Source organism: Bacillus sp. FDAARGOS_235 (assembly GCF_002073415.2).
In the GTDB taxonomy this organism is placed as follows: Bacteria; Bacillota; Bacilli; order Bacillales; family Bacillaceae_G; genus Bacillus_A; species Bacillus_A toyonensis.
Genome location: NZ_CP020437.2, coordinates 2795901 through 2809988, shown reverse-complemented (window position 1 = coordinate 2809988; position 14088 = coordinate 2795901). Strand labels below are relative to the sequence as shown.

The 14088-nt window shown below is 40.9% G+C and carries 17 protein-coding genes; all 17 read left to right on the top strand.

Annotated features, from left to right (window positions below; genetic code table 11):
- Positions 1-2 precede the first annotated feature (2 nt).
- The 17 genes from rpoC (at position 3) to rpsQ (ending at position 14045) form a co-directional block, all read left to right on the top strand.
- Positions 3-3614 carry a DNA-directed RNA polymerase subunit beta' gene (gene rpoC, locus A6J74_RS16370; protein WP_000567945.1) on the top strand — a complete coding sequence of 1204 codons (3612 nt, stop codon included), beginning with the start codon at positions 3-5 and terminating at the stop codon, positions 3612-3614.
- A gap of 113 nt (positions 3615-3727) precedes the next feature.
- Positions 3728-3976: a 50S ribosomal protein L7ae-like protein gene (locus tag A6J74_RS16365; protein WP_000121831.1), complete on the top strand. Its 249-nt coding sequence runs from the start codon at positions 3728-3730 to the stop codon at positions 3974-3976.
- Positions 3977-4090: 114 nt separating this feature from the next.
- Entirely contained in the window at positions 4091-4513 is a 423-nt protein-coding gene (gene rpsL, locus A6J74_RS16360) for a 30S ribosomal protein S12 (RefSeq protein ID WP_001142341.1), read from the top strand.
- A 29-nt stretch (positions 4514-4542) separates the two neighbouring features.
- Positions 4543-5013, top strand: a complete 471-nt coding sequence (gene rpsG, locus A6J74_RS16355; RefSeq protein ID WP_001137492.1) for a 30S ribosomal protein S7 — start codon at positions 4543-4545, stop codon at positions 5011-5013.
- A gap of 206 nt (positions 5014-5219) precedes the next feature.
- On the top strand, positions 5220-7298 hold the full coding sequence (gene fusA, locus A6J74_RS16350; RefSeq protein WP_000196385.1) for an elongation factor G: 2079 nt from the start codon (positions 5220-5222) through the stop codon (positions 7296-7298).
- Positions 7299-7415: 117 nt separating this feature from the next.
- Entirely contained in the window at positions 7416-8603 is a 1188-nt protein-coding gene (gene tuf / locus A6J74_RS16345; protein ID WP_001029617.1) for an elongation factor Tu, read from the top strand.
- A gap of 397 nt (positions 8604-9000) precedes the next feature.
- Positions 9001-9309, top strand: coding sequence for a 30S ribosomal protein S10 (gene rpsJ / locus A6J74_RS16340; RefSeq protein WP_001040595.1), 309 nt, complete (start codon positions 9001-9003; stop codon positions 9307-9309).
- A 34-nt stretch (positions 9310-9343) separates the two neighbouring features.
- A complete protein-coding gene (gene rplC, locus A6J74_RS16335; protein ID WP_000160209.1) occupies positions 9344-9976 on the top strand; it encodes a 50S ribosomal protein L3 in 633 nt (210 codons plus the stop codon).
- A 25-nt stretch (positions 9977-10001) separates the two neighbouring features.
- Complete coding sequence (gene rplD / locus A6J74_RS16330; RefSeq protein WP_001127258.1) at positions 10002-10625, top strand: 50S ribosomal protein L4; 624 nt, start codon at positions 10002-10004, stop codon at positions 10623-10625.
- Positions 10625-10915, top strand: a complete 291-nt coding sequence (gene rplW / locus A6J74_RS16325; protein WP_001205558.1) for a 50S ribosomal protein L23 — start codon at positions 10625-10627, stop codon at positions 10913-10915. Before rplD ends, rplW begins: the two co-directional genes overlap by 1 nt.
- A gap of 28 nt (positions 10916-10943) precedes the next feature.
- Positions 10944-11774, top strand: a complete 831-nt coding sequence (rplB, locus tag A6J74_RS16320) for a 50S ribosomal protein L2 (RefSeq protein WP_000511583.1) — start codon at positions 10944-10946, stop codon at positions 11772-11774.
- Between the two features lie 60 nt (positions 11775-11834).
- Positions 11835-12113 (top strand): 30S ribosomal protein S19, encoded by a 279-nt coding sequence (rpsS, locus tag A6J74_RS16315; protein ID WP_000124454.1) that lies wholly within the window; start codon positions 11835-11837, stop codon positions 12111-12113.
- A gap of 17 nt (positions 12114-12130) precedes the next feature.
- On the top strand, positions 12131-12472 hold the full coding sequence (gene rplV, locus A6J74_RS16310) for a 50S ribosomal protein L22 (protein ID WP_001148024.1): 342 nt from the start codon (positions 12131-12133) through the stop codon (positions 12470-12472).
- A gap of 3 nt (positions 12473-12475) precedes the next feature.
- Positions 12476-13135 (top strand): 30S ribosomal protein S3, encoded by a 660-nt coding sequence (gene rpsC, locus A6J74_RS16305; RefSeq protein WP_000529958.1) that lies wholly within the window; start codon positions 12476-12478, stop codon positions 13133-13135.
- Between the two features lies 1 nt (position 13136).
- Positions 13137-13571, top strand: coding sequence for a 50S ribosomal protein L16 (gene rplP, locus A6J74_RS16300; RefSeq protein ID WP_000928969.1), 435 nt, complete (start codon positions 13137-13139; stop codon positions 13569-13571).
- On the top strand, positions 13561-13761 hold the full coding sequence (gene rpmC / locus A6J74_RS16295; protein WP_000855718.1) for a 50S ribosomal protein L29: 201 nt from the start codon (positions 13561-13563) through the stop codon (positions 13759-13761). Before rplP ends, rpmC begins: the two co-directional genes overlap by 11 nt.
- 20 nt (positions 13762-13781) lie before the next feature.
- Positions 13782-14045 (top strand): 30S ribosomal protein S17, encoded by a 264-nt coding sequence (gene rpsQ / locus A6J74_RS16290; RefSeq protein WP_000004106.1) that lies wholly within the window; start codon positions 13782-13784, stop codon positions 14043-14045.
- The last annotated feature ends 43 nt before the right edge of the window (positions 14046-14088 follow it).

Here is a 14088-nt window from a genome sequence, read left to right as displayed (position 1 = left end):
CCTTGATAGATGTAAATAACTTTGAATATATGAAGATTGGACTTGCTTCACCTGACAAGATTCGTTCTTGGTCATACGGTGAAGTTAAGAAACCAGAAACAATTAACTATCGTACGTTAAAGCCTGAAAAAGATGGCTTGTTCTGTGAGCGTATTTTCGGACCACAAAAGGACTGGGAATGTCATTGCGGAAAATACAAACGTGTACGTTATAAAGGTGTAGTTTGTGATCGATGTGGCGTTGAAGTAACGCGTGCAAAAGTTCGTCGTGAACGTATGGGTCATATCGAATTAGCTGCTCCTGTATCTCATATTTGGTATTTCAAAGGTATCCCGAGCCGCATGGGACTTGTCTTAGACATGTCCCCTCGCGCGCTTGAAGAAGTAATTTATTTCGCTTCTTATGTTGTAACAGAAAGTGGAGATACACCACTTGATAAGAAGCAATTACTTTCTGAAAAAGAATACCGTGCATATCGTGATCGATATGGTAGCACATTCCAAGCTGCTATGGGTGCAGAAGCGATTAAAAAGCTACTACAAGATATCGATTTAGATAAAGAAGTAGACTTCTTAAAAGAAGAATTAAAAACAGCACAAGGACAACGCCGTACTCGTGCTATTAAACGTCTAGAAGTATTAGAAGCATTCCGTAACTCTGGAAATCACCCATCTTGGATGATCCTAGATGTTCTTCCAGTTATCCCACCAGAACTACGCCCAATGGTACAGTTGGATGGTGGACGTTTTGCTACTTCTGATTTAAACGACTTATACCGTCGTGTAATTAACCGTAACAACCGTTTAAAACGTCTATTGGACTTAGGTGCACCAAGCATCATCGTTCAAAACGAAAAACGTATGTTACAAGAAGCTGTAGACGCATTAATCGATAATGGTCGCCGTGGCCGTCCAGTTACTGGACCAGGTAACCGTCCATTAAAATCTCTATCTCACATGCTTAAAGGTAAACAAGGACGTTTCCGTCAAAACTTATTAGGTAAACGTGTTGACTACTCTGGTCGTTCAGTAATCGTTGTAGGACCGAACTTAAAGATGTACCAATGTGGATTACCGAAAGAAATGGCGCTTGAACTGTTCAAACCTTTCGTTATGAAAGAGTTAGTTGAAAAAGGTTTAGCACACAACATTAAGAGTGCTAAACGTAAAATCGAGCGTGTACAACCTGAAGTTTGGGACGTTTTAGAATCTGTGATTAAAGAACATCCAGTACTTCTAAACCGCGCACCAACACTTCACCGTCTTGGTATCCAGGCGTTTGAACCTACACTAGTAGAAGGTCGTGCAATCCGTCTTCACCCACTTGTATGTACTGCATACAACGCGGACTTTGACGGTGACCAAATGGCGGTTCACGTTCCGTTATCATCAGAAGCACAAGCAGAAGCTCGTATTCTTATGTTAGCGGCACAAAACATCTTGAATCCAAAAGACGGAAAACCAGTTGTTACTCCATCTCAGGATATGGTATTAGGTAACTACTACTTAACACTTGAGCGTGAAGGTGCAATCGGTGAAGGTATGGTCTTCAAAGATGCCAACGAAGCAATACTTGCATACCAAAATGGATATGTACATCTGCACACGCGTGTTGCAGTTGCTGCAAGTTCAGTAAATAATGTAACGTTTACTGAAGAGCAAAAAGGTAAACTTCTATTAACAACAGTTGGTAAATTAATATTTAACGAAATCTTACCAGAGTCGTTCCCTTATATTAACGAACCAACAAACTCAAACCTTGAAAAAGAAACACCAGCGGAATATTTCGTTGAAAAAGGTGCGAACATTAAAGAAATTATTGCTAGTCGCGAAGAAGTGGCACCATTTAGCAAGAAGATTCTTGGTAACATCATTGCGGAAGTATTCAAGCGTTTCAAAATTACAGAGACGTCTCGCATGCTTGACCGTATGAAGAACTTAGGATTTAAATACTCTACAAAAGCTGGTATTACAGTTGGGGTATCTGACATTCTTGTATTAGGTGAAAAAGATGAAATTCTCCACGAAGCACAAGCAAAAGTAGATAATGTAATTAAACAATTCCGTCGCGGTTTAATCACGGAAGAAGAACGTTACGATCGTGTTATCTCTATTTGGAGTAATGCAAAAGACGTTATCCAAGGAAAACTGATGAAGTCCTTGAATAAACGCAATCCAATCTTCATGATGAGTGATTCCGGTGCCCGTGGTAACGCATCTAACTTCACTCAGCTTGCTGGTATGCGTGGTCTGATGGCCAATCCATCTGGTCGTATCATTGAACTTCCGATCAAATCAAGTTTCCGTGAAGGTTTAACAGTACTTGAGTACTTCATCTCTACGCATGGTGCTCGTAAAGGTCTTGCCGATACAGCACTTAAGACTGCCGATTCTGGTTACTTAACACGTCGTCTTGTAGACGTTGCACAAGATGTAATTGTTCGTGAAGATGATTGTGGGACAGATCGCGGTTTACTAATTGGTGCGATTAAAGAGGGTAATGAAGTAATTGAGTCATTATATGATCGTCTTGTTGGACGTTTTGCAAGAAAAACTGTAAAACATCCTGAAACAGGTGAAGTATTAGTTGCTGAAAATCAATTAATTACTGAAGATATCGCTCATATCGTTGAAAATTCGGGTGTTGAAACTGTAAACATTCGTTCAGCGTTTACGTGTAACACTCGCCATGGTGTATGTAAGAAGTGTTACGGTCGTAACTTAGCAACTGGTACAGACGTAGAAGTAGGAGAAGCGGTAGGTATTATCGCGGCTCAATCTATCGGTGAGCCAGGTACACAGTTAACGATGCGTACGTTCCATACAGGTGGGGTTGCCGGTGATGATATCACACAAGGTTTACCTCGTATCCAAGAGATCTTTGAAGCTCGTAATCCGAAAGGTCAGGCAGTTATCAGTGAAATCGACGGTGTTATCGCAGCGATCAACGATGTTAAAGATCGCCAAGAAGTAGTTGTACAGGGTGAGGTTGAAGCTCGTACGTATGCTATTCCTTACGGTGCTCGTCTGAAAGTAACGCCAGGACAGCCAATTAGCCACGGTAAAGAGTTAACAGAAGGTTCTATTGATCCGAAAGAATTACTAAAAGTAACGGACATTACGGCAGTTCAAGAATACTTATTACGTGAAGTTCAAAAAGTATACCGTATGCAAGGGGTAGAAATTGGTGACAAACACGTAGAGGTAATGGTACGTCAAATGCTACGTAAAGTTCGTGTAAGTGATGCAGGTGAAACAGATGTATTACCAGGAACATTACTAGATATCCATCAGTTTACTGATGCGAATGCGAAGGTGTTACTGCAAGGTAAACAACCAGCAACGGCTAGACCTGTTCTACTTGGTATTACAAAAGCTTCACTTGAAACTGATTCATTCTTATCTGCAGCATCATTCCAAGAAACAACTCGTGTCTTAACTGATGCAGCAATTAAAGGTAAACGTGATGAGCTTCTAGGACTGAAAGAGAACGTTATTATCGGTAAACTTGTTCCTGCTGGAACAGGTATGAATCGTTATCGCAAAGTTGATCTTGTAAAAACAACACAAGATGACATGAATGTAGAAAACGATGAGATTTATGTGGAACAGTAAAATTTTCCGTCGTAAATTTTGTATAAAAACATCTAATCCTAGTTGACATTGTATGAGTCAAAATGTTACTATAATCAAGGTTGCTCCTGAACGATGCTTTGGAGGATATTTATATGTCTTATCAAAAAGTGTCAAATGCTGAAAATGTAGTCGTTGGTCATAAACGAACATTGGAAGCAATCAAAAATGGTATAGTTAAAGAAGTTGTTATTGCAGAAGATGCTGATGTGCGGTTAACCCATATTATCATTCGCACTGCTTTGCAACATAACATACCCATAACCAAAGTTGAATCAGTTCGTAAGCTTGGAAAAGTTTCGGGGATTCAAGTGGGAGCTTCAGCAATAGGAATAATAAGTTAAAACTGTTTTTGTGAGGAGAGAGCATTTGCTCTTCCTTGCAAAAACTTTGTTTTCAACTAATAATGAACCACCTGGATATGTGGTCATACAAACATGCGAAGGGAGGATAATCAAATGCCTACTATTAACCAATTAGTGAGAAATGGTCGTACTGATAAAGTATGGAAATCTAAATCACCTGCGTTAAACAAAGGTTTTAACTCTTTAAAGAAAAAATCAACTGATATCTCTGCACCTCAAAAACGTGGTGTATGTACTCGTGTTGGTACAATGACTCCAAAGAAACCTAACTCAGCGTTACGTAAATACGCTCGTGTACGTTTAACAAACGGTATTGAAGTTACAGCTTACATCCCAGGTATCGGTCATAACCTACAAGAGCATAGCGTAGTATTAATTCGCGGTGGTCGAGTAAAGGATTTACCAGGGGTACGTTACCACATCGTTCGTGGAGCGCTTGATACAGCTGGTGTTGACAAACGTATGCAAGGACGTTCTAAATATGGTACTAAGCGACCAAAACCTGCTAAAAAATAATAAACTTATAATGAAAGGAGGAACTCAATATGCCTCGTAAAGGACCTGTTGCGAAACGTGACGTGTTACCTGATCCAATGTACAATTCTAAACTTGTAACACGCCTAATCAACAAAATGATGGTTGACGGTAAAAAAGGTAAATCTCAAACAATTCTTTATAACGCTTTCGATATCGTTCGTGAACGTTCAGATAAAGAACCAATGGAAGTATTCGAGCAAGCTCTTAAGAACATCATGCCTGTTCTTGAAGTACGCGCTCGTCGTGTTGGTGGTGCTAACTACCAAGTTCCAGTTGAGGTTCGTCCAGAACGCCGTACAACTTTAGGTCTTCGCTGGTTAGTAAACTATGCTCGTCTTCGTGGTGAAAAAACTATGGAAGAGCGTCTAGCTTACGAAATCTTAGATGCAGCTAACAACGCTGGTGCATCTGTTAAGAAACGTGAAGACACTCATAAAATGGCAGAAGCTAACAAAGCATTTGCTCATTACCGTTGGTAGGATTCAACGTAAAATAAATGTAAGCATAAACCGCTTTATTTGTCGCTTATGGAAGTGTGGAGAGGGAGAATGCCTCTCCCTTTCGTTGGGCGCTCGTTTTACATAATGAGGGTACTGGACACTGGCATATGTAACAATATAAAGTGGCTTTTTTGCTACTTAAAATAAAAAAATCCAATCCATATATGGAAGGAGCAAGACACCAAATGACAAGAGAGTTCTCTTTAGAAAACACTCGTAATATTGGTATCATGGCTCACATCGATGCTGGTAAAACTACAGCAACTGAGCGTATTCTGTATTACACAGGACGTATTCATAAAATCGGTGAAACTCATGAAGGTGCATCTCAGATGGACTGGATGGAGCAAGAGCAAGAGCGTGGTATCACAATTACTTCTGCTGCAACTACAGCTCAATGGAAAGGTCACCGTGTAAACATCATTGACACTCCAGGACACGTAGACTTCACAGTAGAAGTAGAACGTTCTTTACGCGTACTTGATGGTGCGGTAGCAGTACTTGATGCACAATCTGGTGTTGAACCACAAACAGAAACTGTTTGGCGTCAGGCTACTACTTACGGTGTACCTCGTATCGTATTCGTTAACAAAATGGATAAGATCGGTGCAGATTTCTTATACTCTGTAGGAACAATCCACGATCGTTTACAAGCAAACGCACATCCAATTCAGTTACCAATCGGTGCTGAAGATGAGTTCAATGGTATCATTGACCTTGTTGAAGAGTGTGCTTACATGTACGGTAACGATTTAGGAACAGACATCGAGCGTGTCGAAATTCCTGAAGAGCACAAAGAACTAGCTGAAGAATACCGTGGAAAGCTTATTGAAGCGGTAGCTGAGCTTGATGAAGAAATGATGATGAAGTACCTAGAAGGTGAAGAAATCACTGTAGAAGAGCTTAAAGCTGGTATCCGTAAGGCTACAACTTCTGTAGAATTCTTCCCAGTAATCTGTGGTTCTGCATTCAAAAACAAAGGTGTTCAAATTCTGTTAGACGCAGTTATCGACTACCTACCATCTCCATTAGATGTACCTGCTATTAAAGGTACTCTTCCGGATACAGAGGAAGAAGTAGAACGTAAGTCTAGCGATGAAGAACCATTTGCAGCTTTAGCATTCAAAATCATGACTGACCCTTATGTTGGTAAGTTAACGTTCTTCCGTGTGTACTCTGGTGTGTTAAACTCTGGATCATACGTGAAAAACTCAACTAAAGGTAAGCGTGAGCGTGTAGGTCGTATCCTACAAATGCACGCTAACAGCCGTGAAGAGATTTCAACAGTTTACGCTGGTGACATCGCTGCTGCTGTAGGTTTAAAAGATACTACTACTGGTGATACTCTTTGTGACGAGAAGAGCCTTGTTATCCTTGAGTCTATGGAATTCCCAGAGCCAGTTATCTCTGTAGCTATCGAACCAAAATCTAAAGCTGACCAAGATAAAATGGGTACAGCATTATCTAAGCTTTCTGAAGAAGATCCAACATTCCGTGCTCACACTGACCAAGAAACTGGCCAAACAATCATCGCTGGTATGGGTGAACTTCACCTTGATATCATCGTTGACCGTATGCGCCGTGAATTCAAAGTTGAAGCAAACGTTGGTGCTCCTCAGGTAGCATACCGTGAAACTTTCCGCGCTGCTGCGAAAGTTGAAGGTAAGTTCGCTCGTCAATCTGGTGGACGTGGACAATTCGGTCACGTTTGGATTGAGTTTGCACCTAACGAAGAAGGTAAAGGATTTGAATTCGAAAACAAAATCGTCGGCGGTGTAGTTCCACGTGAATACATCCCAGCTGTTGGAGCGGGTCTTGAAGACTCACTTAAAAATGGTGTACTAGCTGGTTACCCACTAGTTGACATTAAAGCAGCATTAGTTGACGGTTCTTACCATGATGTCGATTCATCTGAGATGGCGTTCAAAATCGCTGCATCTATGGCACTTAAAGCTGCGGTTTCTAAATGTAACCCAGTAATTCTTGAGCCAATGATGAAAGTTGAAGTTGTAATTCCTGAAGAATACATGGGAGACATCATGGGTGACGTAACATCTCGTCGTGGACGTGTAGAAGGTATGGAAGCTCGCGGTAACGCACAAGTTGTTCGCGCTATGGTTCCACTTTCTGAAATGTTCGGTTATGCGACAGCATTACGTTCAAACACTCAAGGACGCGGAACATTCTCAATGACATTTGATCATTATGAAGAAGTACCGAAGTCTGTTTCAGAAGAAATTATTAAAAAAAATAAAGGTGAATAATTGATTTTTATCGATTGTTCAAGTATAACTACTTATGTAAGCTTAGAAAGTGAGACTTCGGTTTCGCTTTCTAGTCTAAATATAAAATAACCTATATAAACTAAGGAGGAATTTAGAATGGCTAAAGCTAAATTCGAACGTTCTAAACCCCATGTTAACATCGGTACAATCGGCCACGTTGACCATGGTAAAACTACATTAACTGCTGCGATCACTACAGTTCTTGCAAAAGCTGGTGGTGCTGAAGCACGCGGATACGATCAAATCGACGCTGCTCCAGAAGAAAGAGAGCGCGGAATCACAATCTCAACTGCACACGTTGAGTACGAAACTGAAACTCGTCACTATGCACACGTTGACTGCCCAGGTCACGCTGACTATGTTAAAAACATGATCACTGGTGCTGCTCAAATGGACGGCGGTATCTTAGTAGTATCTGCTGCTGATGGCCCAATGCCTCAAACACGTGAGCACATCCTTCTTTCTCGTCAAGTAGGTGTACCTTACATCGTTGTATTCTTAAACAAATGCGACATGGTAGACGACGAAGAATTATTAGAATTAGTAGAAATGGAAGTTCGTGACCTATTATCTGAATACGGATTCCCAGGCGACGACATTCCTGTAATCAAAGGTTCTGCTCTTAAAGCTCTTCAAGGAGAAGCTGATTGGGAAGCAAAAATCATTGAATTAATGACTGAAGTTGATGCTTACATCCCAACTCCAGAACGTGAAACTGACAAACCATTCTTAATGCCTATCGAGGATGTATTCTCTATCACAGGTCGTGGTACAGTTGCAACTGGTCGTGTAGAGCGCGGAATCGTTAAAGTTGGTGACGTAGTAGAAATCATCGGTCTTGCTGAAGAGAATGCTTCTACAACTGTAACTGGTGTAGAAATGTTCCGTAAACTTCTTGACCAAGCTCAAGCTGGAGACAACATCGGTGCTCTTCTTCGTGGGGTTGCTCGTGAAGACATCCAACGTGGACAAGTTCTTGCTAAAACTGGCTCTGTAAAAGCACACGCTAAATTCAAAGCTGAAGTTTTCGTATTATCTAAAGAAGAAGGTGGACGTCACACTCCATTCTTCGCTAACTACCGTCCTCAGTTCTACTTCCGTACAACTGACGTAACTGGTATCATCCAATTACCAGAAGGTACTGAAATGGTAATGCCTGGTGACAACATCGAAATGACTATCGAACTTATCGCTCCAATCGCTATCGAAGAGGGAACTAAATTCTCTATTCGTGAAGGTGGACGTACAGTAGGTTACGGCGTAGTTGCAACTATCGTTGAGTAATCTTAACTGATATAAAAACCCAAGGGATTCTCCCTTGGGTTTTTTGTTTGTGTTTATATAATGAGTAAGATTATATTTTTATGTTTTGACGAGTTTCTTCTATATTAATATAAAACCATCAAAACAAAATCCAGAAACTGTAAAATGAATTCTGTTAGATGAAAACTTGAAATTCTTTAAAGTGCCATGTATAATAGCAAAAGTAGAGAAAAGCAGATGCAAACAAAAAGATGCTTGCATCTAGACGAATAACATTGTATAATAGACAATGTTGGTCTTTGACTGCGATGAAGTGGAAGGTTGCTGACACACCCGGCCGCTTTGCCATGGCATGGTGTGGGGAAATTTCCATGGAGAAGGTCTATTTTAGAAATAGGCGAACGAAGGAGGGAAAATAATGGCAAAAGAAAAAATTCGTATCCGTTTAAAAGCTTATGATCACCGTATTCTTGATCAATCAGCTGAGAAAATTGTAGAAACAGCTAAGCGTTCTGGGGCAACAGTTTCTGGTCCGATCCCATTACCAACTGAGAAGACTATTTACACAATTCTTCGTGCTGTTCATAAGTACAAAGATTCTCGTGAGCAATTCGAAATGCGCACACACAAACGTTTAATCGATATCGTGAGTCCTACTCCACAAACAGTAGATTCATTAATGCGTTTAGACTTACCGTCTGGTGTAGATATCGAAATCAAACTATAAATTATATAACTTAAAAATGTAGGAGGTGTAACTCATGACCAAAGGAATCTTAGGAAGAAAGATCGGTATGACTCAAGTATTTGCTGAGAACGGTGAGTTAATCCCAGTAACAGTTATCGCTGCTAATCCAAACGTTGTTCTTCAAAAGAAAACAACTGAAACTGATGGCTACAATGCAATCCAGTTAGGATTTGAAGATAAACGTGAAAAGTTAACTAACAAACCTGAACAAGGCCACACTGCTAAAGCATCTACAACTCCTAAGCGCTTCATTCGCGAAATCCGCGATGCAGACGTGGACGGATTAGAGGTTGGTCAAGAGGTAAAAGTTGAAGTTTTCGCTGCAGGTGAAATCGTTGACGTAACAGGAATTTCTAAAGGTAAAGGTTTCCAAGGTGTTATCAAACGCCACGGACAATCTCGCGGACCTATGTCTCATGGTTCTCGCTATCACCGTCGTCCAGGTTCAATGGGCCCAGTTGCTCCGAACCGTGTATTCAAAGGCAAAAAACTTGCTGGACGTATGGGTGGAGACCAAGTTACTATCCAAAACTTAGAAATCGTTCAAGTTGACACTGAGCGCAACTTATTACTAGTAAAAGGTAACGTTCCAGGTGCTAAGAAATCTCTTGTAGTTGTTCAAGGCGCTGTGAAGGTTAGCAAATAATTCACAATAGGAAGGAGGAATTCCAATGCCAAAAGTTACTGTATATAACCAAACTGGTTCACAGGTTGGTGAAATCGAATTAGCTGAAGCTATTTTCGGTATCGAACCAAATGAAGCTGTACTTTTCGAAGCTGTAATGATGCAACGTGCATCTTTACGTCAAGGTACACACAAAGTAAAAACTCGTTCTGAAGTTCGCGGTGGTGGTCGTAAACCATGGCGTCAAAAAGGAACTGGACGTGCTCGTCAAGGGTCTATCCGCTCTCCTCAATGGCGTGGTGGTGGTACGGTATTCGGACCTACACCAAGAAGCTATGCGTACAAACTTCCTAAGAAAGTTCGTCGTTTAGCAATCAAATCTGCATTAGCTACTAAAGTAGTTGAGAACAACATTGTAGTTCTTGAAGACCTAGTGTTAAATGCACCAAAAACAAAAGATATGCTAGCAGTACTTAAAGGATTAACTGTTGAGAAGAAAGCTCTTATCGTAACTGCTGATGCAAACGAATCTGTAGAGTTATCTGCTCGCAATATCCCTGGAGTAACAGTAATCACTGCTGATGGCGTAAACGTTTTAGACGTGCTTCATCATGATAAGCTAATCATGACAAAAGCGGCAGTGGAAAAAGTAGAGGAGGTGCTTGCATAATGAGAGATCCTCGTGATATCATTAAGCGCCCAGTTATCACTGAACGTTCTATGGAAATGATGGCTGAAAAAAAATACACGTTCGATGTGGACGTTAAATCTAATAAAACAGAAGTTAAAGATGCTCTTGAAGCGATCTTTGGTGTTAAAGTAGAAAAAGTGAACATCATGAACTACAAGCCGAAAGCAAAACGCGTTGGTCGTCACGCTGGTTTTACTAGCCGTCGTCGTAAAGCAATCGTTAAGCTAACTGCTGACAGCAAAGAAATCGAAATCTTCCAAGGCGTTTAATTCTTACTAAAGAAGGAGGGAAATTGAGATGGGAATTAAAAAGTATAATCCAACTACTAACGGTCGTCGTAATATGACTACGAATGATTTCGCTGAAATCACGACTGACAGACCCGAAAAGTCATTACTTGCTCCTTTAAGCAAGAAGGCGGGTCGTAATAACCAAGGTAAAATTACTGTACGTCATCAAGGTGGCGGACATAAGCGTCAATACCGTATCATCGACTTTAAGCGTAACAAAGATGGAATTCCAGGACGCGTTGCTACGATCGAATACGATCCAAACCGCTCTGCGAATATCGCATTAATTAACTACGTTGACGGTGAAAAACGTTACATTCTTGCTCCTAAATCTTTAGAAGTAGGTATGGAAGTTATGTCTGGCCCAGAAGCTGACATTAAAATCGGTAACGCATTACCATTAATCAACATTCCAGTAGGTACTGTTGTTCATAACATCGAGCTTAAGCCTGGTCGTGGCGGACAATTAGTTCGTTCTGCTGGTACATCTGCTCAAGTACTTGGTAAAGAAGGTAAATACGTACTTGTACGTTTAACTTCTGGTGAAGTACGTCTTGTATTATCTGCTTGTCGCGCTTCAATCGGTCAAGTTGGTAACGAACAACACGAACTTATCAAAATCGGTAAAGCAGGTCGCTCTCGCTGGTTAGGTAAACGCCCAACAGTTCGTGGTTCTGTAATGAACCCGGTTGATCACCCACACGGTGGTGGTGAAGGACGTTCTCCAATCGGACGTAAGTCTCCAATGTCTCCATGGGGTAAACCAACTCTTGGATTCAAGACTCGTAAGAAAAATAAAGCGTCTGATAAATTTATCGTTCGTCGTCGTAAAAAATAATGGGATTGTAGTACGGTTCATTTCTAGAACCGTACGCCAATCACGAAGGGAGGCACCAAAATGGCTCGTAGCTTAAAAAAAGGACCATTTGTCGATGATCACTTAATGAGCAAAATGGAAAAATTAGTTGCATCTGAGCAAAAACAAGTTGTTAAAACTTGGTCTCGCCGTTCAACAATCTTCCCTCAGTTCATCGGACACACAATCGCTGTATATGATGGTCGTAAACACGTACCTGTGTACATCACTGAGGATATGGTTGGCCATAAGTTAGGTGAATTCGCACCAACTCGTACGTATAAAGGTCACCTTGCTGACGATAAGAAAACTAGAAGATAATGAGAGGAGGCACTTCAATGCAAGCTAAAGCAGTAGCGAGAACAGTTCGTATTGCTCCTCGTAAAGTTCGTTTAGTAGTAGACTTAATCCGAGGTAAGCAAGTGGGTGAAGCGATTGCTATCCTTAACCACACACCAAAAACTGCTTCTCCAGTTGTAGAAAAAGTTTTAAAATCTGCAATCGCAAATGCAGAGCACAATTATGAGATGGATATTAACAACCTAGTTGTTGAAAAAGTTTTCGTTGACGAAGGTCCAACGTTGAAACGTTTCCGTCCACGTGCAATGGGTCGTGCAAGCCAAATTAACAAACGCACAAGCCACATCACAGTTGTGGTATCAGAAAAGAAGGAGGGATAATCGATGGGTCAAAAGGTTAATCCAATTGGTCTTCGTGTCGGTGTTATCCGTGACTGGGAATCTCGTTGGTTCGCTGAGAAAGATTACGCTACATTATTACATGAAGACATCAAAATCCGTGAGTACATTACTGTACGCTTAAAAGATTCTGCTGTTGCTAAAGTAGAAATCGAACGTGCAGCAAATCGTGTAAATGTTACAATTCACACTGCAAAACCTGGTATGGTAATTGGTAAAGGTGGTACTGAAGTTGAAGCACTTCGTAAAGCTCTTAACCAATTAACAGGCAAGCGTGTACACATCAACATTTTAGAAGTTAAGAGAGCTGATCTTAACGCTAAATTAGTAGGCGAAAACATCGCTCGTCAATTAGAAAACCGTGTATCATTCCGTCGTGCACAAAAGCAAGTTATTCAACGTGCTATGCGTGCAGGTGCTAAAGGTATTAAAACACAGGTTTCTGGTCGTCTTGGCGGAGCTGATATCGCTCGTGCAGAATCTTACAGTGAAGGAACTGTTCCACTTCATACACTTCGCGCTGATATTGACTATGCAGCAGTTGAAGCTGATACAACATACGGTAAATTAGGCGTAAAAGTATGGATCTACCGTGGAGAAGTCCTTCCTACAAAAAAGAAAGCTTCTGAGGAAGGAGGAAAATAATATGTTAATGCCAAAACGCGTAAAATATCGTAGAGAGCATCGTGGTAAAATGCGTGGTCGTGCAAAAGGTGGAACTGAAATTGCTTTCGGTGAATTCGGTTTACAAGCACAAGCTGCTTCATGGATTACAAACCGTCAAATCGAAGCTGCTCGTCGTGCAATGACTCGTTACATGAAACGTGGCGGTAAAGTATGGATTAAAATTTTCCCTTCTAAGCCTTACACTGCAAAACCTCTAGAAGTACGTATGGGTTCCGGTAAAGGGGCACCAGAAGGCTGGGTAGCAGTAGTAAAACCTGGGAAAATTATGTTCGAAATCGCGGGTGTGTCTGAAGAGGTAGCACGCGAAGCATTACGTCTTGCAGCTCACAAGTTACCTGTGAAATGTAAATTCGTAAAACGTGAAGAAAATGGTGGTGAATCTAATGAAAACTAATGATATTCGTGAATTAACCACTGCCGAAATCGAAACAAAAGTTAAAGCTTTAAAGGAAGAGTTGTTTAATCTTCGCTTCCAACTTGCTACAGGACAATTAGAGAATCCAACTCGCATTCGTGAAGTGCGTAAAGCAATTGCTCGTATGAAAACTGTAGTTCGTGAAAGAGAGATCGGAATTAATCGATAAATTGAGGGGAGGTTTGCATAGTGAGCGAACGTAACCAACGCAAAGTTTATACTGGTCGTGTAGTGTCTGACAAAATGGACAAAACGATTACAGTTTTAGTTGAAACTTACAAAACTCATTCCTTGTACGGAAAACGTGTTAAGTATTCTAAGAAGTACAAAGCCCATGATGAGCAAAACCAAGCGAAACTTGGCGATATCGTTAAAATCATGGAAACTCGCCCGCTTTCTGCTACTAAGCGTTTCCGTTTAGTTGAAATCGTTGAAGAAGCGGTTATTATCTAAATAGACGAATCGGAATTTTTAGTCCGAAGGGAGGTTTCATAAC

Excerpts from the sequence above, each read along its gene's own strand:
- A6J74_RS16365 (WP_000121831.1), top strand. The coding sequence starts at position 3,728 with ATGTCTTATCAAAAAGTGTCAAATGCTGAAAATGTAGTCGTTGGTCAT.
- rpsL (WP_001142341.1), top strand. The coding sequence starts at position 4,091 with ATGCCTACTATTAACCAATTAGTGAGAAATGGTCGTACTGATAAAGTA.
- rpsG (WP_001137492.1), top strand. The coding sequence starts at position 4,543 with ATGCCTCGTAAAGGACCTGTTGCGAAACGTGACGTGTTACCTGATCCA.
- fusA (WP_000196385.1), top strand. The coding sequence starts at position 5,220 with ATGACAAGAGAGTTCTCTTTAGAAAACACTCGTAATATTGGTATCATG.
- tuf (WP_001029617.1), top strand. The coding sequence starts at position 7,416 with ATGGCTAAAGCTAAATTCGAACGTTCTAAACCCCATGTTAACATCGGT.
- rpsJ (WP_001040595.1), top strand. The coding sequence starts at position 9,001 with ATGGCAAAAGAAAAAATTCGTATCCGTTTAAAAGCTTATGATCACCGT.
- rplC (WP_000160209.1), top strand. The coding sequence starts at position 9,344 with ATGACCAAAGGAATCTTAGGAAGAAAGATCGGTATGACTCAAGTATTT.
- rplD (WP_001127258.1), top strand. The coding sequence starts at position 10,002 with ATGCCAAAAGTTACTGTATATAACCAAACTGGTTCACAGGTTGGTGAA.
- rplW (WP_001205558.1), top strand. The coding sequence starts at position 10,625 with ATGAGAGATCCTCGTGATATCATTAAGCGCCCAGTTATCACTGAACGT.
- rplB (WP_000511583.1), top strand. The coding sequence starts at position 10,944 with ATGGGAATTAAAAAGTATAATCCAACTACTAACGGTCGTCGTAATATG.
- rpsS (WP_000124454.1), top strand. The coding sequence starts at position 11,835 with ATGGCTCGTAGCTTAAAAAAAGGACCATTTGTCGATGATCACTTAATG.
- rplV (WP_001148024.1), top strand. The coding sequence starts at position 12,131 with ATGCAAGCTAAAGCAGTAGCGAGAACAGTTCGTATTGCTCCTCGTAAA.
- rpsC (WP_000529958.1), top strand. The coding sequence starts at position 12,476 with ATGGGTCAAAAGGTTAATCCAATTGGTCTTCGTGTCGGTGTTATCCGT.
- rplP (WP_000928969.1), top strand. The coding sequence starts at position 13,137 with ATGTTAATGCCAAAACGCGTAAAATATCGTAGAGAGCATCGTGGTAAA.
- rpmC (WP_000855718.1), top strand. The coding sequence starts at position 13,561 with ATGAAAACTAATGATATTCGTGAATTAACCACTGCCGAAATCGAAACA.